Below are 26,734 nucleotides of genomic sequence, written 5' to 3'. Positions count from 1 at the left end.
TAAGTATGCGTCGCCTACTAGTAGCAGGTAATTGGAAGATGCATGGTAACAGTGCTAGTGTTAAAGCATTGTTAGCAGGATTAGTAAATCTTACATGGCAACAGCAAGTAGATATTGCTGTGTTTCCTCCAGCATTATTTATTGTTGAGGCAGTACAATCACTAAAAGATACACCGATTATAATAGGTGCTCAAGATTGTGCAATAGAGTCCAAAGAAGCAGCTTTAACAGGTGAAATTGCAGCTAGTCAGCTAGTTGATGTAGGGTGCCAATTAGTATTAATAGGTCATTCTGAGCGTCGTTTATTATTGGGTGATACAGATTCAATATTGATTGAAAAGTTTAAGGCTGCCCAAGCGCAACAGTTAAAGCCAGTATTATGTATTGGGGAAACCCAGCAACAGCGAGAAAATAATCAAACATTTGCCGTGATTACTTCGCAACTTAATAGTATAATGGATACTTTAAGTATTGATGTTTTGGCTAATGCTATTATTGCCTATGAGCCTGTTTGGGCGATTGGTACTGGTTTAACGGCAACGCCTGAACAAGCGCAAGAAGTGCATAGTTTTATAAGATCACTAATTGCTGAAAAGAATGAAGCTATTGCCCAAAAAATACAGATTTTGTATGGCGGTAGTGTTAAAGCAGATAATGCACAAGCATTATTTGCAATGCCTGATATTGACGGGGGCCTAATTGGTGGCGCTTCTCTCAACGCAGATGAATTTGGTGCGATTTATCGCATAGCAGGAAATAAATAATGTTATTAGAGTCAGTTATTGTTATTGTTCATTTATTAGTTGCTATAGGTGTTATTGTTTTAGTATTACTACAACATGGTAAAGGTGCTGATATGGGAGCATCTTTTGGTAGTGGTGCTTCAAATACAGTTTTTGGTAGCCAAGGTTCTGCTAATTTTCTAAGTAGAACAACAGCTGTTTTAGTTGCTGTTTTCTTTATTACCAGTATTGGTTTAGCTTACTATGCTAAATCTAAATCCTCAGCTAGTTTATTTGATAAAGTTGCTCCTGCTGTTACTCAGCCAGTTACTCAACCACAACAGCCAGTTGTAGATGAAGTTCCAGCAGTAGATCATGCACCTGCACCTAGTGCAAATGGAGCAGTAGAGTTAAACTCGGCACCTAATGTAACAGTAGATCAAACAGAAACAGATAATCAAATTAATCATGAACCAGCAAAACCTACAGAAGGTAGCTAAGGTACATTATTAATTAAACCAGATAGTGCAGAGGTGGCGGAATTGGTAGACGCGCTACCTTGAGGTGGTAGTGACCGTAGGTCGTGTGGGTTCGAGTCCCATCTTCTGCACCAAATATAAAGCCTAGTTAATTAATTTAACTAGGCTTTTTTCTTTTAAAGATTTACTTAACCCCCAATTTAAACTCTATTTTAATTTTTAATTTCGCGGGTATAAAAAAAGCCTATAGGGGCGGCCAACATAAAAAAGGGGATAACTTTTAATTATTCCCCTCTACCTAGTTAATAATTTTATAATGGTGGTTGTGGCTATTTTTAGTTTCTTCTACAAACTGCTCATAAGAAGATGAATAGGGAAAAAACTAACTAATAACATGTTTATATTATCTATTAGATTCTATTAACTCAACAAGGCATAGTTTAGATGTTTTGTATAGGCCTATTGTTAAAATCTCCCTCCCTTTTTATCAAAATAAACTTATTAACTGTTGTTTACTTTTATAGACAAAAGTATAATTAATTCGATTTAATATGAGTTATTAAGTTTATTTAAAAAAATAATTTAATATGTGCCCTGCGAAAATATCTAACTTTAAAAAACAACATAAGTTTTTTATCTTAAATATTATTTTATAAAGCTTTAAGTAATTGATTTTATATAACAATAACTAAGAAAGTTAATTGGCTTATTAGGCTAATTCTGTAATAGGAAATGTTTTTCATTCTCTTTGTAATATTTTATAGATTCTAAATCTTTTAGTTTTATTTGAAATATTCTACTGATTTAGATGAGTAAATTTAAGTTAAGAGAGGATTTGTTATTGGCAATGTGATTGATACATTGCTGGTGATTTTTTGCTTATTATAAGGATAATTATTATGAAACAAATAAATAAAAAATTTAATTATGCCCCTTTGTTTATCAGCTATTTATTAATTAACAATCCTAGTTATTCAGCCAACTATGTAGCAAATGACGGAAGAGCACATAATTTATCGTCAAAGACTTATGAATCAACTACTACAGGGTTGAATAATTCTGCTCTTGTTTCTTCCTCTAATTCTGTCATTAATGGTCTTGATTTAAATTTAAGTTCTAGTTTACAACAAACTTCTGGAGCTTACACTGCTAGTGGTGGAGAAATTAATTTAAAGGATACAACCATTACTTTAACTGCTCCCGCAGGATCAGGATCAGGATATGGTATTTTGGCTAATGGTGAATCAACGACTAAGAGATCTTCAATTACTATGGATGGAGGTTCTATAACAGTTCAAAATAATCAAAATCATGGTGTATTGGCTTATCAAGGAGGTAAAGTAGATTTAAAAAACGGGACTATTATTAAAACGACAGGTTACGACTCAGCGGCTTTGTTTAGTATGGGTGTAGGTCAATACTCTAATAATAGCTCATTAGTTTCAGCTAATAATGTAATTATTAATACAACAGGAATACAAGGTTATGGTGTTCACACTAGAGCTTCAGGAGCAATAGACCTAACTAATTCACAAATTAACACTATTGGTGATGATGCTTTTGGAATATATGCGACAGAAGGGGGGGGTATTAATGTAACCGATACAACCATAGAAACCAGCGGCACCTTTGCATTTGGCTCTGCTGTAAACAATGCAACAATTTCATTGGATAGAACAACGATTAAAACTATAGGTACACAATCTAATGGGGTTTCAGTGGGAGTTTTAGGTAATGCTAATGTAAAAAATTCCATAATTGAAGTATTAGGACAAGATGCTTATGCTTTAATGACTCAAGCAAATACTGGGACTGTAACGGTTTCTAATACCAGCTTATCATCTAAATCTTCAGTAGGAATAGCGGTTTTAAGTGGAAAGACTAATATAGATCTTGACTCAACCATCTTAAATAGCGGAATTGGTAGAGCAATAGCGGTTTCTAGGAGCGGTGAAGCCAATATCACGCTTAACAATAATACTGTAGCCAATGGTACAGCTACTTCAGTTACAGGTGGAATACTTAATTTATCAATTAATACTAATTCTGAACTTAATGGTAATACAACCAATGTTAATGAACTTAATCTAAGCAAATCAGGTAAATGGATATTTACTACCGATAATAGCATACAGTCTATGGAAAATACAGGCGGTATTGTGCAATTTAACTCCAGCTCATTCTCTACACCCATTACCCTTACAACCAAAGACCTTTCAGGTGCAGGTACTTTTGCAATGAAAGCAGATGTTGGTAACTTAACTGGTGACTTATTAAATATTACGGATAATAGTTCTGGCTCTCATAAATTATCTATTAATAATAATGCTTCAAGTCCAACTAATGGTACTGAAGAATTAATTGTTGTAAAAACAGAGGATGGAATAAGTGATTTTTCTCTAACAAATGCGGTTGAAGCAGGTGGTTACCAATATAGACTTATTAAAGATGGCACAAATTGGAAACTTTATGCGACTGGTAAAGCATTAACAAGCACCGCCAATGCAGGCGTTAGTTTCTTTAATACAGGTTACTTTTCTAACTATATAGAAAACCAAACCCTACTACAACGATTAGGTGATCTTCGAAATCAACCTGAAAACACTAATACAGGTTTCTGGTTAAGAAGCTATGGTGGTAAATTAAATTTATTTAGTGGGCAAGGGGTTGCTGGTTTCGATATGCCCTATATAGGCACTCAAGGTGGTATAGATACCAAACTTGACTTTAACAAGTCTGATTTAATAGTTGGTGGTGTCGTAGGTTATACGCAAGGTAATCCTAATTATCAAGAAGGAAATGGTACAGTAAAAAACTACCATGTGGGTTTCTATGCCACTTATTATAATAATAATGGTATCTATCTAGATACCCTACTCAAATACAACTATATCCATAACCATTTTAATGTCAAAGATACAACTGGGATGGAAATTAAAGGTAATGGCAAAACTCAAGGTTATACCGCCTCTTTAGAAATAGGTAAGCGAATAATCTTTAATCAACAAAAAGAGGGAGTTTATATTGAGCCACAAGCGCAACTTACATATGGTTATCAAAGTAGTGTTCATATCAATGCTAGTAATGGCCTTAAAATATACTTAAGTGATTACCATACTACTCAAGGTAGGCTCGGGCTAAATCTGGGTTATCAATCAACAGGCCTAACACCTTTTAATATTTACCTAAAAACCAACTTCTTTCGAGAAATGGATGGCCTTGCAGCCTATAGATTGAATGGAAGCAAGCATAACTATAAGCTTAAAGGTAATTGGAGAAGTGGTGGTATAGGTGGAAGCATTAACCTTAATAAAAATCATAATATCTACCTAGATGCAGAATATACTAAAGGTAGTAGATTTCAACAACGACAACTCAACTTAGGCTACAGCTATCGCTTTTAATATTTATGTGTTAATAAAATTGTATTAATGCGTTTTATGAAAATAAGTATGAGGTTCATCTTATGCATTACATATAAAGCCTAGTTAAATTAATTAACTAGGCTTTTTTCTGTATAATATATGTTGAAAAAATTATCTTTTCATCCCTATATGAATTTGAGCATTTTTATTAAAAAATCTAGCTTATACATATTTATCTGCTGTATCTATAAGTTTCCAATCATAATCTACTTGTCTATATTGAATGTAAATGAAAAATTGTATACAGTATCTAAAACTATATTTTCTAAAGGTGTCATATGAAGCGTTTTGCAACTAGTGAATGGAATGGCTCTTTAAATGAAGGGGAGGGCGTTATAACTACTGGCAGTAATGCTCTTAATAAATTACATCATACTTATAAAACTCGTTATATAGAAAATGTATCCAAAGAAACAAGCCCAGAAGAGCTTATTGCTGCTGCACATGCTGATTGTTACTCTTCAATGTTTAAAATAGTATTTGAAAAAGAAGGATTTGATTTCAAACAATTAGAGACTCGTGTAGAGGTAACAATTGATGATACTACACATGAAGTCACAAGCTCACATATATATGTTAAAGCAAAAATTCCTAATATTTCTAAAGAACAATTTTTTGAGTTAGCTACTTTAGCAAAAAATATCTGTCCAATAAGTAAGCTTCTAAAAACTAACATTCTATTAGACTGTGAATTAATTCAATAATTTTAATTCCAAATTACTATCTGCTTTTTAAAAATAAATCATCTATAGCTGATTAGATGATTTATTTTTTATACTGCTCATCAGTTACTTTTTCCATCCATTTCACATTATTACCATTGATATCTTCTACAACAGAAAGATGAGTCATTGAGCTGTTGGGTGTGGCGCCATGCCAGTGTTTAATATTTGGTGGACACCAGATAACATCACCCTGTTTTATTTCATGTACAGTGCCGCCCCATTGTTGAGTTAGGCCTTTTCCAGCAGTTACAACCAGTAACTGCCCCTTAGGGTGGGTATGCCATGCAGAACGGGCGTTTGCTTCAAAAGTAACATAAGCAACAGATCGTGAAGGATTATCTAGGTTAAATAGAGGATCAATATATGCATTGCCTGTAAAGTACTGTTCAGAGCCTTTTATAGCGGATTGTGACTTTAGGTTTGTAATAATCTGTTGCTGTTCAGTTATATTTTTATTTACTAATTCGGCATAACTATTAACTGAGGTTGCTATGGTAATGGATGTAAGTGTTACTAGCCAAAGTTTCATTTTTTCTTCCTCATTAGATTTTGCTTTTAGTTATTCTGTTTGGTATTGTCTATCACTAACCTGTTCTAGCCAGTCTACTGCTTTGCCATCTATTTGTTCTTGAATAGCGATATGCGTCATAGCCGTAGTAGGGGTGGCACCATGCCAATGTTTTTCCCCAGCAGGAATCCAAACTACATCACCAGGCTGAATTTTTTGAATAGGTTCTCCCCAAAGTTGTATTAAACCTGAGCCAGCAGTAACTATTAAAGTTTGACCTATGGGATGAGTATGCCATGCTGTTCTAGCACCTGGTTCGAAAGTGACAGTAGCTCCGCTAGCGCGAGCATGACCTTCAGGTTGAAAAAGTGGATCAATACGTACAGTGCCAGTAAAGTAATCGGATGAACCTACGGTAGAGGCTTGTGAGCCGTTTTGTATAATTTTCATATGACTAAACCTTTTATCTATTATTTCTTACAGTATTGATCATAAATTTAGCAGATATAATTGCCTATTATTAGATGGTATAATTAGCATAGACTTATGAGGAAAATTCATCAATGCAACGTGAAAACTTTAATGATATTTTGGTTTTTTTAGTGGTCGCAAGGGAGCGTAGTTTTACCCGAGCGGCAGCTCAGCTTGGTGTTTCTCAGTCTGCTTTAAGTCATACTATCAGAGGCTTAGAGTCTAGGCTTAATTTAAGGTTGTTAACTAGGACAACGCGTAGTGTTTCACCTACTGAAGCAGGGGAGCGTTTGTTACAAACAGTAGGGCCGCATTATGCAGAAATTGAAGCTCAAGTAGCAGCTTTAAGCGAATTGCGTGATAAACCTGCTGGAACTATTCGTATTAGTGCTGCAGAGCATCCAGCTAATATAGCTGTTTGGCCAAAGTTAAAGGAATTTTTACGACACTATCCTGATATTAATGTTGAGCTTACAGTGGATTATGGAATGATCGATATTGTAAAACAGCGATATGATGCAGGGGTTAGAACAGGTGAGTTAATAGCAAATGATATGATTGCAGTGCGTATAGGCCCAGATATGCGTATGGCTGTGGTTGCAACACCTGACTATTTTAAAGAGTACCCTATACCAAACACACCACAAGATTTAATCAACCATAATTGCATTAATTTACGTCTTCCTACCTATGACAGTATCTATGCATGGGAGTTTGAAAAAGAGGGCTATGAGCAAAAAATACGTGTGCAAGGACAGTTAACATTTAATTTAACCTCACAACGGTTAGAGGCAGCTTTGGCTGGCTTAGGTTTAGCTTATGTGCCAGAAGATTTAGCCCGTCCTTATATTGCTACAGGTGAGCTTATAAGTGTGTTGGATGATTGGTGTTCATATTTTCCTGGATACTATTTGTATTATCCAAATCGTCGTCAGTCATCACCCGCATTTAAATTGTTAGTAGAAGCTTTACGATATAAGGGGGAGTAAAAATAATTAATTAGCATAATCTAGCTTTTTAAATCTTATTTATGAATTTATTTCATAACTCTATATACGAAATGCTATCTAATAAAATAAAAATAAATCTGTTAAATTGTTAAATGTAAAAGAAATGAATACAGATCAATAGCATACCTATTAATTTCATTTATCTAGTATTGATTTTTCGTATTTCATAAAAGTTATTCATGTGGAGAAAATAATGACAATGAAAGTTCTTGGCTATGCAGCGCAAACTGCTAAATCGCCTTTAGCACCTTATAACTTTGAGCGTCGTGAGCCACGTTCAGATGATGTAGTCATTGAAATTCTTTATTGTGGAGTTTGTCATTCTGATTTACACCATGTAAATGAAGATTGGACTACAAATTATCCTGTAGTACCTGGACACGAGATTATTGGTCGAGTGCTTAGTGTTGGAAAAGAGGTTACACGTTTTAAAGTAGGAGATCATGTGGGCGTTGGTTGCATGGTTGATTCTTGTCAGCATTGTAACCCTTGTCAAGCAGGTTTAGAACAATATTGTGAGGAAGGCAACACGCTTACTTATAATAGTTTTGATCGACATGATCATATGCCTACATATGGTGGATATTCTGAAAAAATTGTTGTTTCAGATAAGTTTGTTTTAAAAGTTCCTGAGGGAATAGATTTAGCAGGAGCAGCACCACTTTTATGTGCTGGTATTACTACATGGTCGCCATTAAGGCATTGGCAAGTTAAGAAAGGTAGCAGAGTAGCTGTAGTAGGCCTTGGTGGTCTTGGTCATATGGCATTAAAGCTAGCTAAAGGATTGGGCGCTAATGTTACCTTATTTACACGTTCTCCAGGTAAAGAGGAGGATGCGAAGCGTTTAGGTGCAGATAACATTGTTATTTCTACAGATGAAACACAAATGGCAGCGGCTAATGGTCAGTTTGATTTAATTATTGATACTGTTCCTTATGTACATGATATTAATCTATATATTCCAACTTTATCATTGAGTGGCACCATTGTATTGGTAGGTTTTTTAGGCGATATACAACCAACTTTAAATACTGCTCCTCTAGTTATGGGACGTAAAGCAGTGGCTGGTTCGGTAATTGGTGGTATAGCAGAAACTCAAGAGATGTTGGATTTCTGTGGTAAACATGGAATTACTGCTGATATTGAATTAATTACTATGCAAGATATCGATAAAGCTTTTAAACGAATGTTAAAAAGTGATGTTAAATATCGTTTTGTTATTGATATGGCTTCTCTAAAAAATAGCTAACTGAGTTTTATTTTTGTTCTATTGATTATGGTAGGAGGAATAATGAAAAAACTTATTTCTTTGCTAACAATAGTTTTTATCTCGATATTTGGTTTTATAAATATTATTGAGGCGAATACTGTGCAGGATAATAATTATAGTTTGACAGTTAAACAGCAAAAGCTTGCGCTTATTGCCGCATTAACAGCTACAGGTGATTTGCCACAGTTAAAGGTGGCACTAGCTGAAGGCTTAGATGCAGGCTTAACTATTAATGAAATTAAAGAAGTTTTAGTACAGATGTATGCTTATGCAGGTTTTCCAAGAAGTTTAAATGGTATTAATACTTTTATATCAGTAGTTGATGAAAGAAAGGCACAAGGTATTAAAGATAACCAGGGCCGTGAAGCATCTCCTATTACGGCTGAAGGTAGTAAATATGAAAGAGGTAAGAAAGTACTGGAAAGTTTAACAGGTCGGCAAGATCCTGGTAAAACATCTGGTTTTGGTGCATTTGCTCCAGAGATTGAAACTTTTTTAAAGGAACATTTATTTGCAGATATCTTTGAGCGGGATGTGCTTAGCTATAAAGATAGGGAGCTTGCAACTATTGCTGCTCTTTCTAGCTTAAAGGGTTTGGAGCCTATGTTACAGTCTCATATGAATATGGGAATGAATGTAGGTTTGACAGAAGCACAGATAAAAGAAATCTTATCAATTATTGGAACATCTGTTGGTAAGCAAGAAGCTGAGGCAGGTCTTGAGGTATTAAATAAAGTATTAGCTAGTCGTAAAAATAAATAGTAATTATAAATACAAGCCTAAGTAACCTACGTGGATAGCTTAGGCTTTATTTATAAGATATAAAGATGAAACGTTGTAAGCATCTTTAAGATAGTTCAAAGAAGGTTACTCCCTCTGTGTAAAGTGGAGGAAGTTCATTTATAAGAAAATCTTTTAATAAACATAATGCTTTTTCTTTTGGATTGCCTTTAGGCCAAACCATGTAATAACCATCACCTGTAGAAACAGCTTTTGGGAATGGAAGATATAAGTGTTGTTGAAAAAGTTCTTGTGAAACAAGCATTAAATCATTGGTGGATATTCCAATACCTTGTAATGCAGCTGAAATTCCTTGATCTAAAGTATCAAATACTTGGCCTCGTCTAATATCAACTTTATCCAGTAAATTTAAGCGATTAAGCCATCTTTTCCAATCTCTACGATCAAAAGAGGGGTGTAATAATTCCAGTTGATCTAAGTCATTAATTGTTAACTTTTTTTCCTGAGGATGGTAAGAAGGAGAGCAAATAGGAATTAGCCATTCATCAAATAATTTAAAGCAGTTATAGCTGGGTCCAAAGTTACCATCTGTTAATAATATTGCACAATCATAAGGTTCAGAGTAAAAGTCAACAGTATCAATATCCATCCATATGCTGGATAGCTGCACAGGGTAAGTAGGGTATTCTTTTTTGAATATATTAACTGCTTTTAATAACCAACGTGCAGTTAGTGTTGAGGGTACTTTAAGCCTAATGGTATTAGGATTATCTCTAAATAATAGACAAGCACGTTCAATAATAGCAAAACCAAGCTTTAACTCTTGTGCTAAGGTCTTTCCTTGGTCTGTTAGCGTTAGCTTAGGACCATTTCTTTCAAATAAATTGTAGCCAAGAATATCCTCAAGAGTTCTTATATGTCTACTAATAGCACTTTGTGTTAAAGATAGTTCATTAGCAGCTTGAGTAAAAGAGCAATATCTAGCAGCAGCTTCAAATGCACGAAGAGCATAAAGTGGGGGAATAGATTTAGTCATATTTTAATGATCATGATTAAAAGTCATAGTAAGCCATAAATTTTTGCGTTTTTCAATAGGCAAATAAATCAGCATTATCTTACGCGAATAGGAAAAAAGTCTAATTGCTTTTGCGTGAGGTGAAAATCGTGGATTCTATTTACAAATACATGATTAAACGTAATGAGTTATGTGGTGATAGCTTTTTACAAAGTCCCTTTTTTAGGGTTTGGATGCTTAGAGCATTAGGACAATTTGAAGATGCAATGGAAAATGATAATTTTCCATGTTTATTTGGTAAAAAATCTATTAAGTTAAAACAGTTCTATTTGTTTTTCTCTTCTATTAATAGACCTAGTGAAGATTTAACTAACTGTTTTCATGAATATACAGAGTTTGTAAAAAATATTCCTGCTAGGGATAGAATATATAGTCCTTTAGTTATCTTCTTTGAAAGAAATGCTTTTAGCAGTTTATCTGATGAGCACAATTATGCATGGAATGTTTTGCAGGAACTGCATGATCAAGATGAAGCGCCATGGCCGTTAGATGTGTCTCATAATACTGAAGATGAAAATTGGTCATTTTGTTTTAATGGCGTTCCTTTATTTGTGAATATAAGCTGTCCTAAACATGAAGTGATGAAAAGTAGAAATTTAGGTGAGCATATTGTTTTAGTAATTAATCCCAGAGAAAACTTTGATGAAGTTGCTAGTGCTGCTTCTAGAGGTGGAAAGACAGTTAGAGAAAAAATAAGAAAAAGAATCAGTGTCTATAATAATGGTGTAACTCCCTCAACATTAGGATTCTATGGCGAGAAAGAGAATTACGAGTGGCGTCAATATCAATTAGAAGAGCAGGGCGGACTTGAGCTTAAGAAGTGTCCATTACATATAAGGAAATAGCAGTAATGGATATGAGTTTGTTAACGATTTACGTAATTACAACATTAATGTTAATTGCAACGCCTGGCCCTGTTGTTTTTTTAGTGGTTAATACTGCATTAAAATCAGGGCCATATAAAGCTTTTGGTACAATACTTGGTACCAATTGGGCTTCTTTAGTATTAATTTTTGTTGCTGTCTTTATTATTTCAACTAGTCTTGTTATTAGTCCAAAATTATTTCATACGATTAGTCTATTCGGTTGCTTGTTTATTGGTTATATTGCTATTTCGTCAATTAAAGAAGCTTTAGAAATAAAGTCACTTGCTACAACTGAATTGACATCTGAAGATAATATAACCAGTACAACAAGTAAATCTTTTAAGAAGGGAGGCTTGCTAAGTGGTTTTTTAGTAGGACTCTCTAATCCTAAAGATATTATTTTCTTTGTGTCTTTTTTCCCGCAATTTATAAAGATAACGGATTCATTCAATAAAAGTATCTTTTTATTAACATTATTATGGATTCTGTTAGATTTTGTGATTTTGGGTATCTATATATTATTTATAAGGAAATTAGCCTCAAATAATATTAAGAATATCATCGTGCTAATATCTGGTATCGTATTATTAGCTATTGCGGGTACTGGATTTTTATATAGTTTGGCTGAGTTGGTAATCAAATGAATTATTTGTGATTTTCTAGTTATTTTTTTCTTCAGCTAAAGGCAATTAATTTTATTCTCCTATTGTTTAATATGTTTGTTATAAAAAGTAACATATTATTAGTAATATATATAAAGCTTTATTGGGGGTAATAAATGAACAATATAAGGTCTTTGAAGATTTTAAACTTTATGGCTTTTGCTTTATTGTTACTTGCAATAGTTTTCGCATTGCTATGGTTAGTGTCTTTTATATCGTTTGATAGTAAATTTGTTTGGGCTTGTGCAGTAGTAAGTATAACTAATATAGTAGCCATCTCTTTATTAAAATATTGGAAAACTTCTATTGCTGAAGAGCTTGGAGTAGGTTTATTTATTGTTGTCGCATTATTATCTAGTGCTTTGTATGATTGGGCTTTTTTTGCATTCTTTTGTGTCTATTGTTGGTTTATTATTCGTTTAATTAATTGGCAAATGGGATTAATGGAGCAATACCATGTTTCTACTATTATACCAATGACTTTAATTCTATTAATAAGTGGTGGCCTTGGCTATTGGGCAACTGTTAAAATAATTGGTTTTTAACGCGCCTAGCTGTCTATTCCTATTAAGCTCCAAATATAGTTGTCTTTTATACAGTATTGGCCTGTAATTAATGTTCCCTTTTGCCACTTATCAGATAGATCAATCAGTAATTTAAGGGTAACTTGCCCGCTAGTATTCCAATCAATGATTTCGGCATGCTCAAAATAAAAACGCTTGAGTGTAATGGGATACAATGCCTTAAATAGGCTTTCTTTAATTGAAAATGCAAGCGTAGTAAATAGACTAATATCTTTGCCTATTAGTTTTTGTTCATTTTGGTTAACAATAGTAGTTAATAGTTTTTTACTGCGTTGCTCAGAAATCAAAAATTCAATATCTAATCCTAAACATTGCCAATGTGTTTTTAGAGCTACGATTGCAGCAGCTACATGGTGACTGTGAGTGATACTGCCACAGCTTAGAAGGGGCCACTGTGGGCTTTTATCTTCACTTGATAAAGGATAGCCATTAATGTTTAAATTTTTTAAGGCTTCTCTTGCACACAGCCGACCAATTAAATATTCAGCATTACGTTTTTGGGCGGCATGATATAAAGCTGATGGCTGTTTAATATCATGCTGTTTATAAGCTATATCTGAAAAGTGTTGTTGATTAAATCGGCAGTGATATAAACAAACATTTTCCATTACAAAAGGAAAAACCCATTGTTTAGAAAAAGATGAATAAAAGGTAGGAATATTATCTGGATTCATTGTATTATTTTGCAGTGTTAATAAAAACTTTACTAGCCCATCTTGGTTTTTATTATCCAATTTATTAATTGTATTAGTATTTTATCTTTTAAATTATTTTATAAATTTTTACATGTAATGATATTGAAAATATTACATGTGAGTGATATAGTAACGCCATGGATACAAAAACATCAGCACATTATCAACGACTATACCGTCAACGTTTGCGAGAGCAGGGGTTGATAAAAAAAGAAGTTTGGATACTGCCAGAGCATGCTCGCATGTTACTGAACGTTGAAAAACAGTTACGTCAACCAGCAGGAATGACTCAATCATTATCACAGGAGAGTAATATGACAGCAGCTGTTTCAATGTGGACTAGTAATAAATTATTCGATGCTTTATCTGCCGTTGAACTATTTAAAAATGGCGGTGCTAGTGTTGAATTGGTACAGGGGACAGACCCAAGTTTACACATTATCATGCACGAGTTCGGTGATTTACCCGTATTTATTAGTGTTGTTGGTGAACAAATCATTGTAGAAAGTATTTTGTGGCCAACAGATGCAGTAAAAGATGTTAATACATTTAATGAAGAAGTATTAAGAACACATAAGTTTTTCCCCTTATCGACTATAGGTATCGAAAAACTTGCTGAAAATGATTTTTATATTATGTTTGGAGCACTAAGTTCTGAATCAAGTCTTTCAAATATAATGTTTGAAATTGAAATATTGTCAGATAACGTAATTAAAGCAACGGAAGCTTTTGAAAATTACTTAAAAGTTTAATTGAGGAGGAATGAGAGATGGGTGTGTGGAGCAAATTAATTACTGCGTTACGCGGCGGTGCTCACGAAGCAGGTGAAGCAATTATTGACACACAGGCATTACGTATTTTAGACCAAGAAATCCGTGATGCAGATGCTGAGTTACGCAAATCTAAAGAAGCTTTAGCTGAAATTATGGCTAAACAAAAATTAGCAGCAGAACGTGTTAAGAAAACACAAGCTAAGATTGATGAGTATGAAGGTTATGCATTTAAAGCGTTAGAAGCGGAAGATGAAAAACTAGCTCATGAAGTAGCAGAGAAAATTGCTAATTTAGAAGCTGCTTTTGAGTCTGAACGTGAAGCTGAAAGTGCATATTCTAAGAGTGCAGCTGATTTACGTAAAGCAATTACTCAATCAGAGGCTAATATTAAACGTTTGAAACAGCAAGTAGATACCGTTAAAGCGACAGAAAGCGTACAAAAAGCACAAGCCACTGTAGCTAGTCGTTATTCAGGCTCACAAAATAAAATGCATACTGCATTGGAGTCTTTAGAGCGTATTAAAAAGAAACAAGCTGAGCGTAGTGCTAGAATGGAAGCTGCTAGTGAAATAGAAAGTATGGAAACAGATGATGCATTAGATAGCAAACTTCGTGAGGCAGGTTTCTTAGCTAAAGAAGGTAGTGCCAATGATGTGTTAGAAAGATTGAAGAAAAAGCAGCAAGCTAAAACTTCATCTTAATTTATGGAAAAAGAAGCCACTTACATGAATTAAATCTATGTAAGTGGCTATTGCTAGGATAGAATAGTTGAGCTATTTATTGGGGAGGCTCAGATAATAATGGAACTTTTTTTTAGTACTATCTCTTCTTTTCCTACAATTATTTATACTTTTCTGATATTTGTAGCTGTTATTTTCTGGGGAGTTGCTGCCTTAGGTCTATTAGATATTGATGTCTTAGATTTTGGTGGTGTAGATACAGATATTGGTGGGGTAGATGGCTCAGATGGTCATTTAGATGTTACTCATACGGGTGATATTCAAGGTGGATGGTTCGCTGGCTTTTTAATGAAGTTAGGTTTGGACTCAGTCCCTTTAACCATTATTTTGACTGTATTCTTTTTTATTGGTTGGGCGCTTTGTTATTTTGCTCAGTTACTGCTTTTTAGTATACCGCTTGGGATATTACAAATTCCAGTTGGTATCGTTATTTTTTTAGCCTCTATCTTTCCTGCTGCCTATTTAACCGGATGGACATGTAAGCCTTTACGTAGAATCTTTAAAAAATTAAATGAAGAGCAAAACGCAACTTCAGCAGCATCACTCATTGGACAAGTTGCCATTGTTAGATCGGGTAAGGTAACAGAAACATTTGGGGAGGCTATTTATGATGATAAAGGAGCTGGACTTCATTTAAGAATTAGAGCAGATGAATCATTAACTTTACAAAGAAATGATAGAGTTGTATTGATTGAATATCTAGAAGATGGTGCTTATAGAGTGGTTAGTGAAGATGAGTTTAATGGCTTATAGTAGGGGAATAGAGTGACTGCTTTAGTTATAACCATATTCATATCTATAATTCTATTAGTAGTGGGTATTATTGTTTTCTTTAAACTATTTTATACCCAAGTGCCACAAAACTTTGCATTGATTGTAAATGATCAAAAAGTGTATTTTTCAAATGTAGTGACATTTCCTACCGATAAAAAGCAGTTAATGGAGATTTTACCAGTACAGATTAAAACAGCCTATTTGGATAGTAATGGACTGTTTTGTAAGGAAAAATTGTTATTAGATATTGTTATTAGTTATAACTTGTGTGTTAATTTTTCTCCTGAATCAGTATTAATGGCTGCTAAAAGAGTGGGTGTGGCTGATGTGGCAAATGCGTCAGCGGTAAGTAAGGCGCTGACTCCTATCGTAACTAATATTGTGAGAAAGCTAGTAGAACAACTTCCTTTAGAGATGTTGGAGAAAGATCAGGGAAAGGTGCGTAAAGCAATCATTGCACAATTAGCTAATCAATTAGACGGTTATAATCTGGAGTATATGAATATTGATAAAGTAGAACTAACCTCATTGGATAAGTTAGAACAAACTAATCCAAAGTTATTTGAACAGCAACAAGAAGCCCGACATATGTGGGATGTGGAACAGAAAAAAGTATTGGAAAGACGGTTAAAATTAATTATTGAGCAGCAGCAAGATTTGTCTAGAAAAATCAAACAAATGATAGAGAGTTATCAAGCAATTATTAGAAAGAAAATTAAATTCTTTTTGAATAGAGAATTACTTGAATAATTAGTATATTGCTGAGTTTTTAAATTGATTGTTATAGTTGGTTGATGTACAAGATTTAGAGAGTTCTTTGAGGTTTAGGGTTGGGGTTCTTATATTAGTTGGAGAGGATTTAAATGGCTATCTAATAGAAGAGATAGCTATAGGTTTTCTGAAACAATAAATATCCTAAAGAAAGAAAAAATTATTTCTTAATGAGTTATTAAGAAATAATTAAAGTTACTTATTTAAACTAAAACAAGTTTTAACATTGTTATATTTGGAGTAGGAGAGTCATTATAATGTTTTCGTCAATTTTAGCTGTTGTTGGCATAATAGCTGCGGCTGTTGTAGGGCTTATTATAGTTAGTGTACTTATAGTAAAGTCTTTTTATATTAAAGTGCCACAAGGTACAGCATTGATTGTTAATACCTTATCTTCAATACCTAAAGTAACTTTTACTGGTGCATTAGTTTATCCAGTGATTTATAAAAAGGAATTTATGAAAATTTCTTTGATTACTTTGGATATTGATCGCCGTGGTACAGAGGGTTTAATCTGTAAAGATAATATTCGTGCTGATATTACAGTAGCTTTTTATCTTAAAGTAAATGCCACTCAAGAGGATGTGTTGAAAGTAGCTAAATCAGTAGGCGCTGACCGTGCCTCAGATCATACAGCAGTAGCTACTTTATTTAATGCTAAATTTTCTGAAGCATTAAAAACAGTAGGTAAGAAATTTAATTTTGAAGAGTTATTTGCTGATCGTAAGCGTTTTCGTGATGAAATTATGCAAGCAATCGGTGAAGATCTTAATGGTTATTCACTAGAAGATGCTGCGATTGACTACTTAGATCAAACACCAATTGAGCATTTAAAGAATACTAATATTATGGATGCAGAAGGTATCCGTAAGATTGTTGAAAGAACTTCTTCTGAAATTGTTAAAACGAATGAATTGGATCGCGATAAAGATTTAGCGATTACTAAGAAAAATGTTGAAACTCAAGAGGCTACTTTAGCTTTAGAGCGTCAAAGAGCTGATGCTGAAAATAGACAAAAACGTGAAATTGAGACTACTAAAGCACGTGAAGAAGCTGAAACTCAGAAGGTTCAAGCTGAAGAGCGTACTAAAGCAGAAGTGGCTCAAAAACAAGCTGAACAAGAAATTGGTAAAGCAGATATTAATACTCAACGTGAGTTGGAAGTTACCGAGTTAAATAAAAAGCGTGTGTTAGTTGAACAAGAGGAAGGTGTAACTCAAGCTCAACAAGAAGCCATTGTTAAGCGTGAGCGTGAAGTTGAATTACAACGTATTGATAAAGAAAAAGCCTTAGAAGCAGAGCGTACAGCGATTGCTAATATTATTCGTGATCGTGTGGCTGTTGAACGTACGGTAGCTAAGGAAGAAGAAGCTATTAAAGAAGTACGTCAAGTTTCAGAAGCTGACCGCTCTAAACAAGTAAGTATTATTGATGCACAAGCAGAAGCAGAACGTGATTTAGTTCGCCAAGTGAAGCAAGCAGAAGCTGATGCAGAGACATCTAAACATAAAGCAGTTGAAATTAATAATATGGCACAGGCTGAACTAGAGGCGGCTGCGAAAAAAGCGGAGTCACAAAAACGTTTGGCAGAAGGTGTTCAAGCAGAGCGTGCGGCACCTGGTTTGGCGGATGCAAGAGTTCGTGAAGTACAAGCTTCTGTACGTGAAAAAGAAGGCTTAGTAGAAGCAAAATTAACGGCTGAAAGAGGTATAGCAGAAGCTAAGGCTGTTGAAGAAAAAGGTTTAGCAGAGGCGCGTGTTATTGAATTTAAAGCAGATGCTAATGAGAAGCAAGGTCTTGCTGAAGCTAAAGTACAAATGGAGCTTATGCTATCTGAAGCAAAAGGTAAGGAAGAGCAAGGTTTTGTTGAAGCTCGTGTGACTGAAGCTGCTGCTGTTGCCAAGGAAAAAGAAGGCTTGGTAGAAGCTAAAGTGATGGAAGAAAAGCTATCTGCTCAAGCACGTGGTGAAGAACAAGTAGGTATCGTGAAGGCCAAAGTAAGCCGTGATGTAGGTGATGCTGAAGCGGAAGTACTATTAAAACGTATGAGAGCAGAAGCAACGGGTCTTGCTGAGAAATTTACTTCACTTAATGCTCTTTCTGATAGTGCGCGTGCCCATGAAGAGTTCCGTTTACAATTGGAAAAAACCTTCGAACAAGCAATCACTGCAATTGCTGCTAATAAAGAAATTGCTAAAGATCAAGCAGAAGTATTGGCGGCTGGTCTGGCTAAGACGAAGATTGATGTTGTGGGTGGTGAAGGCGAATTCTTTGAGAAATTCTCTAAAGCATTGGCTGTGGGCAAGTCACTTGATGGCTTTGTAAATAGCAGCTCTGTTGCTCAAGGAGCAATTCAACAGTTGTTATCAGCAACTGCTGAGCGAGTAGCGAGTAGTGGTAAAAAAGACACACCAAAAACTGATGATTAATGGATTAAATTAACTCCAAGGATGGAGTAGGCTTAAATAATCTGGCTGACTTTATATTTAACAGGCCATTGTAGTAATAATTAAGGCGGCCTAGGTCGCCTTGTTAATTAAATGGGGCATTAAATGGTTGATTCCCAAGCAGTAGCACAAGAGCAAGAATTACTAGATAAAGCAGTTGCTGAAGGTGGCGCTTATGAAGTGTTAAATAAGCGTTTACAAGATCAAGGTCAGCAATTACGCAAGCAAATAGAAATTATTAATCAAAAGCGTTTAGATGAGTTTAAACGTAGTGACATGGAAGTGATTGGGCGAATTCGTATTCGTACTGAAAATAATAGTGTTGCTCGTGATATTGTGCGCGCAGGTGATTGGTTACTGTTTGGATACAATGTATTTTTAGGCCTTAAAAAAGAAACTCGAGTTGAAGATGTTTTTTCACTGTATAAATTAATTGAGGTAGAAGAAGGCTTTGATGTAGAGCACGTAGAGCTAGAGGGCACTTTTTTAAAAGACCCTAATTTTGTACGAGATTATACAGAGCTTTATGCATACTATAAGGATGCACGTTTATTACAACTGACCCAAAATAATGGTAAGTTATTAGCTAGCTTCCAGATGGGTGACAAGATAACGGATATCCGTGTTTTCCGTTGGGCACTGTCTGCAGATCATAAGCAAATTAGTTATATTGATAATCGTGGCGAGCGTGATATTGCTCTGCCTGCTCCTTATGATTTTGAGTGGCAAAAAGCTAACCGCGATATGCGGGTAAATGGTAAGTTTCCTCATATTAATATTTTAGATACTGTGTTTGTAGAAACTACAGGTGGTGATCTAACCATTAAAGTAGAGAATAATACAACAACAGGTTTAGGTATCTATAGCGAACCTGTAACGGATAAAACACAGTCAGTAGATGACGCGATCATCGAATATGCTCAATTAGGTAGTTTAGTTTTATTAAAAATATTACCTTATAGAGAAGATATATGGCGTTATCTAGTTTATAACACCATTACACAAAATGTAGAGCGAATAGATGCTATTGGTCAGTCTTGTGTTCAATTACCAGAGGATCATGGCATTATTTTCCCTGGTGGATATTATTTGCAAAATGGTGAGCATAAAAAGTTTGATCAGTCTATGGAGGGGATGCGATTCAAGCGTTCTGTAAAATCTCCTAATGGTGAAGATGTACTTTATATCTTTTATGAACCAAGTGAAGGGCGTAGTGCGTTATTTACCTATAATATGATTGAAAGACGCCTCCAAAATCCTATTTTGGGGCATGGTTATGCGCGTTTTGATGATGGCAAAATGGTTATTTTTGCCAGTGAAGGTAGTGAACCTATTCGTGTTCATCCAATGCAAATATGGCAAACACCTTATCTTTCAGAAGAGTTTGCTGCCAGACAACCTACCCGTAATACATTTTGGGGGCGTATTGGCAATCCAGAATTAGTAAGAGGTATTTCTGATCTTTATAGTTTAGGTCGAGACATTGATAGTAAATCTGTATCAGTTAATCACTATAACTTGATTCGTGAAAATATTCGTAAATTATTAGATAGTTATAGTTGGTTGACTGATAATCATTGCGGCGATATTGTTCAATCAGTTCGAGAAATTGCTGCAACTAGTGAAGCGGTGTTAGATGAATATGAAAAAGTAGAAAGTATTCGTCGCCAATCTGCCGAAACACTAGTACAAGCAGAAGAACAACAAAAAACATTAATTACTTCATTACGTCCAGATAGTTGGGAAACTATTCAGGAGTATGTAGATGCATTGCATGCTATCACTAAGCAATTAGGATACTTACTAACAATACGTGACTACCGTTATATGGATGTGGCACGTGTTGATTTTTTAGAAGAACAGTTAAAAAAATCACAGTTGCATATTTCAGAAGCAACAGGTGTATTTTTATCAACACCAGAAGCATTAGAACCATTCTCAGAAAAGTTAGAAGCTTTAGATGCTGAAGCGCAAGCTGCTACAACAGTTGTGCAATTAGAAGAACCGTTGACTGGCTTAAAAGGGCTAGGCGATGATCTTGACACACTTTCGCAATTGATGAGTACATTAAAAATTGATGATGCGAATCAACGTACTTTAATTGTAGAGGCTATTTCAGCCATTTATGGCCGCTTAAATCAAGCTAGAGCGAGGTCTGAACAACGTCGTAAGTCATTACGAAGTAATGAGTCAGTTGCCCAATTTGGTGCTCAATTTACACTGTTCACACAATCAATTACTAATGCGTTGTCTTTAGCAACTGACCCTGAGCGTTGTGATGATCAATTATCTCGTTTATTAGTACAGTTGGAAGAGTTAGAAAGTCAGTTTAGTGATAATGAAGAATTTTTGACTGATATTCTAGCTAAACGTGAAGAATTATTAGAGACATTTGATACTCATAAACAAGCTTTATTGGATGAAAGACAACGTAAAGCACAATCTCTACAAGATGCTGCACTACGTATTTTAGAGAGTATGAAACGTCGTACAGAACGTTTCACTAATCAAGAAGAGTTAAATGCATTCTTTGCAGGTGACCCTTTAGCTTTAAAGTTACGTGAATTATCAGACAAATTAAGAGAGTTAAAAGATAGCGTAAGGGCAGATGATCTTGATGCCCGTTTAAAATCAACTAAAGATCAGGCTATTCGTAGTTTAAGAGATAAGTCAGAAATCTTTGAAGCGGGTGGTAATGTTATTAAATTAGGCCCTCGCCATCGCTTTAGTGTTAATACGCAAGAGCTTGATTTAACCATTATGCCACGAGGTGAGCAACTTTATACTCACTTAACAGGTACTGATTATTTTGAATCATTAGGGGCTACGGAGTTAGATGAGCTACGGGACTATTGGCAATATACTACAGACTCAGAATCACCTGATTTATATCGTGGTGAATATTTAGCTGGACTTATTTTACAAACAGCAGAACAAAATAAAGATGGTTTAAGCATTGATCTGTTAGAGCAACAGTTAAAAGATCCTGCTCAATTAGAAAAAACGGTACGTGATTTTGCAGCTCCTCGTTATCGTGATGGCTATGAGCGAGGCATTCATGATCATGATGCTTGTTTATTGTTAGGTAAATTAATTCCATTACATCGTAGTGTTGGTTTATTACGTTACCCACCATTAGCACGTGGTTTTGCAACGCTATTTTGGGGACGTTGGAAAGAAAATATTGAAGCTGAAAAATGGCCTGAACGTGCTCATACTGCAATGAATATGGCTAAGTTATTTGGAAGCCAACAAGCATTAAAAGATTTACAAATAGAAATTGCACAAGCAATGGATAGCTATTTAGAAGTTCATGGCTTACCTGTTGATAAGCAAGAGCGTTCGATGGCAGCTGAATATTTAGTAGCTGTGCTTTCTGCTGGTGTAAATGTTGAGTTTACCTTTACTCGTTATGCTAAACAATTAATGGAAACACTGCAGAAACGTTTAGAAGCAGCACAAATGTGGCTTGGTTTTCAACAGTCATTAGCTAACTTACAAGGCCGTACTTTAGCTCGTTGGGAGTTAGCGGAAAGATGGTTTACTGCACTTTGTCAGGCTAATGATAATGATGTAGTGATTGAAACCGATGATGACTTAACTGCTTTACAAAGCTATATTCCAGAAGCAGTAGCACTTAGCTTATTGGATAGTAGTGTAATTTGGCGTTTTACAGAAATGGATTTGCGTTTCTCTGTTGAAGGTTTGATGGGAGAACATTCGCGCATTCAAAATACCAAAATGATTCTAGGGATTGATGATTTTTATGAGCGCTTTGGTTATCAGCAACAAGTGTTTGTACCTAATTTCAAACGTTATCAAGAATACCGTCAAGAAGTTATTAATCGGGAAAGAAATGCCCTGCGTTTAGAAGAGTTTAAGCCAAAGCCATTGAGTTCATTTGTTCGTAACCGCTTAATCAATGACATTTACTTAGGTGTGATTGGCGATAACTTAGCCAAACAAATGGGTACAGTGGGGGAGAACAAACGTACTGACCTTATGGGGTTATTAATGCTTATTTCTCCACCCGGTTATGGTAAAACAACCTTGATGGAGTATGTGGCTAATCGTTTAGGTTTAATCTTTATGAAGATTAATGGCCCTGCAATTGGTCATGAAGTTACTTCAGTCGATCCAGCACAAGCACCTAATGCTACTGCTAGACAAGAGTTGGAAAAACTTAATCTAGCATTGGAAATGGGTAATAATGTAATGCTGTATGTGGATGATATTCAACATACTAACCCTGAGTTTTTACAAAAATTTATTTCGCTTTGTGATGGTACTCGTCGTATTGAAGGTGTTTGGAAAGGCCAAACTAAAACCTACGATATGCGTGGTAAAAAGTTCTGTGTCATCATGGCAGGTAACCCTTATACAGAGTCTGGTGAAGTCTTTAAGATTCCTGATATGTTAGCTAACCGTGCGGATATCTATAATCTAGGTGATGTATTAGGCGGCATGGAAGATGTATTCCGTCTTAGCTATCTTGAAAACTGTTTAACTTCTAATCCTATACTAGCGCCTTTAGCTACTCGTGATATGGCAGACCTTTACCGTTTTATTGATAAAGCTGAAGGTAAGCCTTTCTCAAGTAATGAATTAAGTTATGATTACAGTACAGCTGAAGTTAATGAAATTGTTGCTACCTTACAACACTTAATGAGAGCTCGTGATTTAGTATACAGAGTAAATTTACAATATATTGCTAGTGCCGCCCAAGCTGATAAATATCGGGTTGAACCGCCATTCAAGTTACAAGGTAGTTATCGTAATATGAATAAGCTGGCGGAAAAAATTACGGCGGTAATGAATGAGCAAGAGTTGATGCAATTGCTTGAAGACCATTATCAAGGTGAAGCACAGCTATTAACGACAGGTGCTGAAGAGAATCTACTTAAACTGGCTGAAATACGCGGTAATATGACTGAGCAGCAACAAGAGCGTTGGGAACAAATTAAACGTGATTTCTTGCGTAATAAGTCGATGGGTGGTGACGACAATATTGGTAACCGTGTGGTAGCTCAGTTAGTTGATCTTTCTGAGGGAGTTAAAAATATTGCAACACGACCTGAGCCTGAGCGTGCACCATGGGAAAGTGTAATAGGGCAGTTTGCTGAAATGATAGCTGCTTTAAAACAAAAACCAGAACCAGCGCCTTGGGATAAAATGCTTTCTGGTATAGCCCATATAGCCGACGTAATGGATAAAGAGCCAGAGCCAGCCCCATGGGATAAAGTGATAAAACCATTAGCTCATATTAGTGAGGCTTTACAAGATAAGCCAGAAACTAATATTCAAGTGGTAAATCAACCTGTGCCTGGTTTAGACGCAGTATTAACTACATTAGCTGAAACACTAGAATATAGCTTTATGCCTATGTTAAAAACCATGGATAAAAAGCTAGATTTAGATTTACGTAATCATCAGCGTATGCAAGATATTATTACAGAGCTGAAGCTATTAGGACAGCATGTAGGTATGCACCCTAAACAATCGATTGATACGAAAGTAAAAGCAGGTAAACCTACAGAAAGTTCTTATCAAGAAGATGCTGAGTAAACAAGTACGGATAGTACTGGCTATTACCCTATTAATGGTAGGTGTTCAGATTATTAATATGGTTTTAGCTGGCGGCTTAGCAAATTATGGTGTTATTCCTCGTAGGTTAGATGGATTATGGGGAATTTTTACTTCTCCTTGGATTCATAGTGGAGTATTGCACTTACTAGGCAATTTATCTTGTTTTGTGGTTTTAGCATGGCTTTGTATGTTGCGTTCCATACGCTATTTTATTGTCGCTAGTATTTTTATAATTGTTGTGGGTGGCTTATTATTATGGTTGGTAGGGCGAGCAGCCTCCCATATTGGTGCTAGTGGTTGGATATTTGGTTTATGGGGATTACTGTTGGGTAATGCTTATTTTGATAGGACTATAAAAAATTTCCTAATCTGCATTATAGTAATAATGTTATATGGTGGTTTTGTTTTTGGTTTATTACCAAGTGCAGAGGTATCCTTTGAGGGGCATATCACAGGAATGTTGAGTGGTATTTTGTTTGCTTGGCTAACAGTAAATAATCAATCTCTAAGGGCATTAGCCCTTAGAAATGAAAGCTAGTTTATTTTTTCAAAAAGTTATCTACTAATAAACTAACTACTTCTTTACCTCGACCTGCCAGAGTTGCCTTTGCTCCATATAAAGCCATGCCCATAACTTGCCCCATTTCTATTTGAGGTGGCATAACTAGTTCATAGGGACTGGTATGTACATCCAAGAGGGCAGGGCCTGATTGTGCTAAGAATTCTTTAACAGCTACTTCTAAGTCTTGTGACTCTGTAACTTTACGTCCATAAAACCCTATTACTTCTGCCAGTTTTGCAAAATCTGGATTTTTTAAATCAGTATAGTTATCTACTAAACCTTCAACTTTTTGCTCTAGTTCTACGAAGTTCAGTGAACCATTATTAAGTACTACTATTTTAATAGGTAGGTTTTCTTGAATAGCTGTTAATAAATCACCTAGTAACATAGCTAAACCACCATCCCCTGAAATAGAGATAACTTGGCGATTAGGAAAGGCTTTTTGTAAACCCAAAGCTTGTGGCATCGCATTAGCCATTGTGCCATGCTTTAAGCTAGTAAGGGTACGGCGTTTACCATTAGTATTAATGTGACGCATTAGCCATACCATGGGAGAGCCACCATCGGCTGTAAATAGAGCATCATCTGTAGCATATTGATCTAGTAGTTCTACTAGATATTGAGGATGAATTTGGCCACTTTTAGTACTTTGTGCTTTTTTATCTAGTTTAGTGGTTGCATTAATGTGCATTTTTTGATGTTGTTCTAAAAAGCTAGTATCTTCTCTTTCACTGATTAATGGCAATAATGCAGTTAAGGTTGCTTTAATATCACCTACTGCACCAAAAGCAATAGGGTGACGTCTACCTAAGTGAGAAGCATCTTTATCAATTTGAATAATATTGGCTTTATCTGGATAGAATTGTGACCAAGCAAAGTCTGCACCTAGTAGTAGTAAGGTGTCACAGTTTTTTACCATGTGAAAACCAGACTCCATACCAAACATACCTGTTAGACCTACGTTATAGGGGTTATTATACTCTACAAAATCTTTAGCACGTGAGGTATGTGCAATAGGTGCTTTGAGTTTTGCGGCTAAGGCAATGAGTTCATCATGAGCATATTGACAACCAAGGCCGGCGTAAATACCTATTTTTTTACCTTGTTTTATAAGACTAACTATTTGCTGTAACTCATCATTATTAGGTATAGTAATAGGATTAGGATGATAAGTTTTAATAGCAGGTATATCAACTACTTCTGCTTGGCTGATATCAGCAGGTAAAATAATAACAGCAACCCCTTTTTTGTTTAGTGCAGTTTGTGCAGCCATTGTTGTTATTTTTCTAGCTTCTTTGGGATTAATAATCTGTTCGCAGAAAACCGAGCAAGTACTATAAACTGCTTTAAAGTCTACTTCTTGTGGGAAATCAGTATTTTGTTGAGCAGTAACAATTTGACTGGCTATTAGTACCACAGGTGCACCATTACGATGCGCCTCAAATAAACCATTAATAAAATGTAAACTGCCTGGGCCACATGAGCCAGCACAAGCTGTAAGGTGTCCTGTTAAATAAGCCTCTGCACCTGCGGCAAAAGCACCTACTTCTTCATGGCGAACATGAATCCAATCAATCTGGCTTTTATGAATAGCATCAGTAACATAGTTAAGTGTATCTCCTACAATTCCATAACAGTGCTTTACGCCAGCTTCTTGTAGAGTTTCTATGACAATTTGTGCAACTTGCTTAGTACTCATTAATATTTCTCCGTATAATAGGACATCTTTAATATTGATAAGTAGTAGGATGATTGGTTCGATTATCTATTACGATGGTCGTATAAATATATTAGAAATTAGTTAAATTAAGTTACCAGAATAGAAGTAGTTTGGTAGTTGTTAGGATT

General features: G+C 35.3%; 22 protein-coding genes and 1 tRNA gene. 18 read left to right on the top strand and 5 right to left on the bottom strand.

Going from position 1 to position 26,734, the window contains the following annotated elements; genetic code table 11:
- The first annotated feature begins 5 nt into the window (after positions 1-5).
- The 5 genes from tpiA (at position 6) to ACQVD9_RS11695 (ending at position 5,330) form a co-directional block, all read left to right on the top strand.
- Positions 6-764, top strand: coding sequence for a triose-phosphate isomerase (tpiA, locus tag ACQVD9_RS11715; protein WP_264746133.1), 759 nt, complete (start codon positions 6-8; stop codon positions 762-764).
- Complete coding sequence (secG, locus tag ACQVD9_RS11710) at positions 764-1,222, top strand: preprotein translocase subunit SecG (protein ID WP_264746132.1); 459 nt, start codon at positions 764-766, stop codon at positions 1,220-1,222. The genes tpiA and secG overlap by 1 nt, the downstream gene beginning before the upstream one ends.
- Positions 1,223-1,249: 27 nt before the next feature.
- Positions 1,250-1,335: transfer RNA gene (locus tag ACQVD9_RS11705), tRNA-Leu, on the top strand.
- Positions 1,336-2,100: 765 nt separating this feature from the next.
- Positions 2,101-4,605, top strand: a complete 2,505-nt coding sequence (locus ACQVD9_RS11700; RefSeq protein WP_264746131.1) for an autotransporter outer membrane beta-barrel domain-containing protein — start codon at positions 2,101-2,103, stop codon at positions 4,603-4,605.
- A gap of 299 nt (positions 4,606-4,904) precedes the next feature.
- Positions 4,905-5,330: an OsmC family peroxiredoxin gene (locus ACQVD9_RS11695; RefSeq protein ID WP_264746130.1), complete on the top strand. Its 426-nt coding sequence runs from the start codon at positions 4,905-4,907 to the stop codon at positions 5,328-5,330.
- 61 nt (positions 5,331-5,391) lie between these two features.
- Here ACQVD9_RS11695 and ACQVD9_RS11690 read toward each other — a convergent pair whose 3' ends face one another.
- Complete coding sequence (locus ACQVD9_RS11690) at positions 5,392-5,880, bottom strand: (R)-mandelonitrile lyase (protein ID WP_264746129.1); 489 nt, start codon at positions 5,878-5,880, stop codon at positions 5,392-5,394.
- Between the two features lie 30 nt (positions 5,881-5,910).
- Positions 5,911-6,309 (bottom strand): (R)-mandelonitrile lyase, encoded by a 399-nt coding sequence (locus ACQVD9_RS11685; RefSeq protein WP_264746128.1) that lies wholly within the window; start codon positions 6,307-6,309, stop codon positions 5,911-5,913.
- 113 nt (positions 6,310-6,422) lie between these two features.
- Here ACQVD9_RS11685 and ACQVD9_RS11680 point away from each other — a divergent pair, with 113 nt between their 5' ends.
- The 3 genes from ACQVD9_RS11680 to ACQVD9_RS11670 all read left to right on the top strand — a co-directional run bounded on the left by ACQVD9_RS11680 (position 6,423) and on the right by ACQVD9_RS11670 (position 9,372).
- Positions 6,423-7,319, top strand: coding sequence for a LysR family transcriptional regulator (locus ACQVD9_RS11680; RefSeq protein ID WP_264746127.1), 897 nt, complete (start codon positions 6,423-6,425; stop codon positions 7,317-7,319).
- 214 nt (positions 7,320-7,533) lie between these two features.
- The gene (locus ACQVD9_RS11675; protein WP_319804733.1) at positions 7,534-8,589 is read left to right on the top strand and encodes an NAD(P)-dependent alcohol dehydrogenase; all 1,056 of its coding nucleotides are present in this window, start codon (positions 7,534-7,536) and stop codon (positions 8,587-8,589) included.
- 42 nt (positions 8,590-8,631) lie between these two features.
- On the top strand, positions 8,632-9,372 hold the full coding sequence (locus ACQVD9_RS11670) for a carboxymuconolactone decarboxylase family protein (protein WP_264746126.1): 741 nt from the start codon (positions 8,632-8,634) through the stop codon (positions 9,370-9,372).
- Between the two features lie 85 nt (positions 9,373-9,457).
- Here the strand turns inward: ACQVD9_RS11670 and ACQVD9_RS11665 are convergent, their stop codons facing one another.
- On the bottom strand, positions 9,458-10,387 hold the full coding sequence (locus ACQVD9_RS11665) for a LysR substrate-binding domain-containing protein (protein WP_264746125.1): 930 nt from the start codon (positions 10,385-10,387) through the stop codon (positions 9,458-9,460).
- A gap of 128 nt (positions 10,388-10,515) precedes the next feature.
- Between ACQVD9_RS11665 and ACQVD9_RS11660 the strand changes: the two genes are divergently transcribed.
- The 3 genes from ACQVD9_RS11660 (at position 10,516) to ACQVD9_RS11650 (ending at position 12,499) form a co-directional block, all read left to right on the top strand.
- Entirely contained in the window at positions 10,516-11,271 is a 756-nt protein-coding gene (locus tag ACQVD9_RS11660) for a YqcI/YcgG family protein (RefSeq protein WP_264746124.1), read from the top strand.
- Between the two features lie 5 nt (positions 11,272-11,276).
- The gene (locus ACQVD9_RS11655) at positions 11,277-11,936 is read left to right on the top strand and encodes a LysE family translocator (RefSeq protein WP_264746123.1); all 660 of its coding nucleotides are present in this window, start codon (positions 11,277-11,279) and stop codon (positions 11,934-11,936) included.
- Between the two features lie 134 nt (positions 11,937-12,070).
- A complete protein-coding gene (locus ACQVD9_RS11650) occupies positions 12,071-12,499 on the top strand; it encodes a hypothetical protein (protein ID WP_264746122.1) in 429 nt (142 codons plus the stop codon).
- 5 nt (positions 12,500-12,504) lie between these two features.
- On the opposite strand, the gene ACQVD9_RS11645 is transcribed toward ACQVD9_RS11650, so the two are convergent.
- Positions 12,505-13,212 (bottom strand): 4'-phosphopantetheinyl transferase family protein, encoded by a 708-nt coding sequence (locus ACQVD9_RS11645; protein WP_264746121.1) that lies wholly within the window; start codon positions 13,210-13,212, stop codon positions 12,505-12,507.
- 158 nt (positions 13,213-13,370) lie between these two features.
- Here ACQVD9_RS11645 and bacA point away from each other — a divergent pair, with 158 nt between their 5' ends.
- The 7 genes from bacA to ACQVD9_RS11610 all read left to right on the top strand — a co-directional run bounded on the left by bacA (position 13,371) and on the right by ACQVD9_RS11610 (position 24,862).
- Positions 13,371-13,985: a biofilm formation regulator BacA gene (gene bacA, locus ACQVD9_RS11640; RefSeq protein ID WP_264746120.1), complete on the top strand. Its 615-nt coding sequence runs from the start codon at positions 13,371-13,373 to the stop codon at positions 13,983-13,985.
- 17 nt (positions 13,986-14,002) lie between these two features.
- Positions 14,003-14,707, top strand: a complete 705-nt coding sequence (locus tag ACQVD9_RS11635) for a PspA/IM30 family protein (protein ID WP_264746119.1) — start codon at positions 14,003-14,005, stop codon at positions 14,705-14,707.
- Between the two features lie 99 nt (positions 14,708-14,806).
- Positions 14,807-15,499: a YqiJ family protein gene (locus ACQVD9_RS11630; RefSeq protein WP_264746118.1), complete on the top strand. Its 693-nt coding sequence runs from the start codon at positions 14,807-14,809 to the stop codon at positions 15,497-15,499.
- Between the two features lie 12 nt (positions 15,500-15,511).
- Positions 15,512-16,270 (top strand): flotillin family protein, encoded by a 759-nt coding sequence (locus ACQVD9_RS11625; protein WP_264746117.1) that lies wholly within the window; start codon positions 15,512-15,514, stop codon positions 16,268-16,270.
- Positions 16,271-16,548: 278 nt separating this feature from the next.
- The gene (locus ACQVD9_RS11620) at positions 16,549-18,720 is read left to right on the top strand and encodes a flotillin family protein (RefSeq protein WP_264746116.1); all 2,172 of its coding nucleotides are present in this window, start codon (positions 16,549-16,551) and stop codon (positions 18,718-18,720) included.
- 123 nt (positions 18,721-18,843) lie between these two features.
- Positions 18,844-24,303 (top strand): DNA repair ATPase, encoded by a 5,460-nt coding sequence (locus ACQVD9_RS11615; RefSeq protein WP_264746115.1) that lies wholly within the window; start codon positions 18,844-18,846, stop codon positions 24,301-24,303.
- Positions 24,293-24,862, top strand: coding sequence for a rhomboid family intramembrane serine protease (locus tag ACQVD9_RS11610; protein WP_264746114.1), 570 nt, complete (start codon positions 24,293-24,295; stop codon positions 24,860-24,862). The genes ACQVD9_RS11615 and ACQVD9_RS11610 overlap by 11 nt, the downstream gene beginning before the upstream one ends.
- A gap of 1 nt (position 24,863) precedes the next feature.
- On the opposite strand, the gene ACQVD9_RS11605 is transcribed toward ACQVD9_RS11610, so the two are convergent.
- Positions 24,864-26,585, bottom strand: coding sequence for a thiamine pyrophosphate-dependent enzyme (locus ACQVD9_RS11605; protein WP_264746113.1), 1,722 nt, complete (start codon positions 26,583-26,585; stop codon positions 24,864-24,866).
- Between the last annotated feature and the right edge of the window lie 149 nt (positions 26,586-26,734).

It is taken from the genome of Entomomonas sp. E7T21, from assembly GCF_058693955.1.
This window is presented reverse-complemented; position numbering and strand designations above follow the sequence as displayed.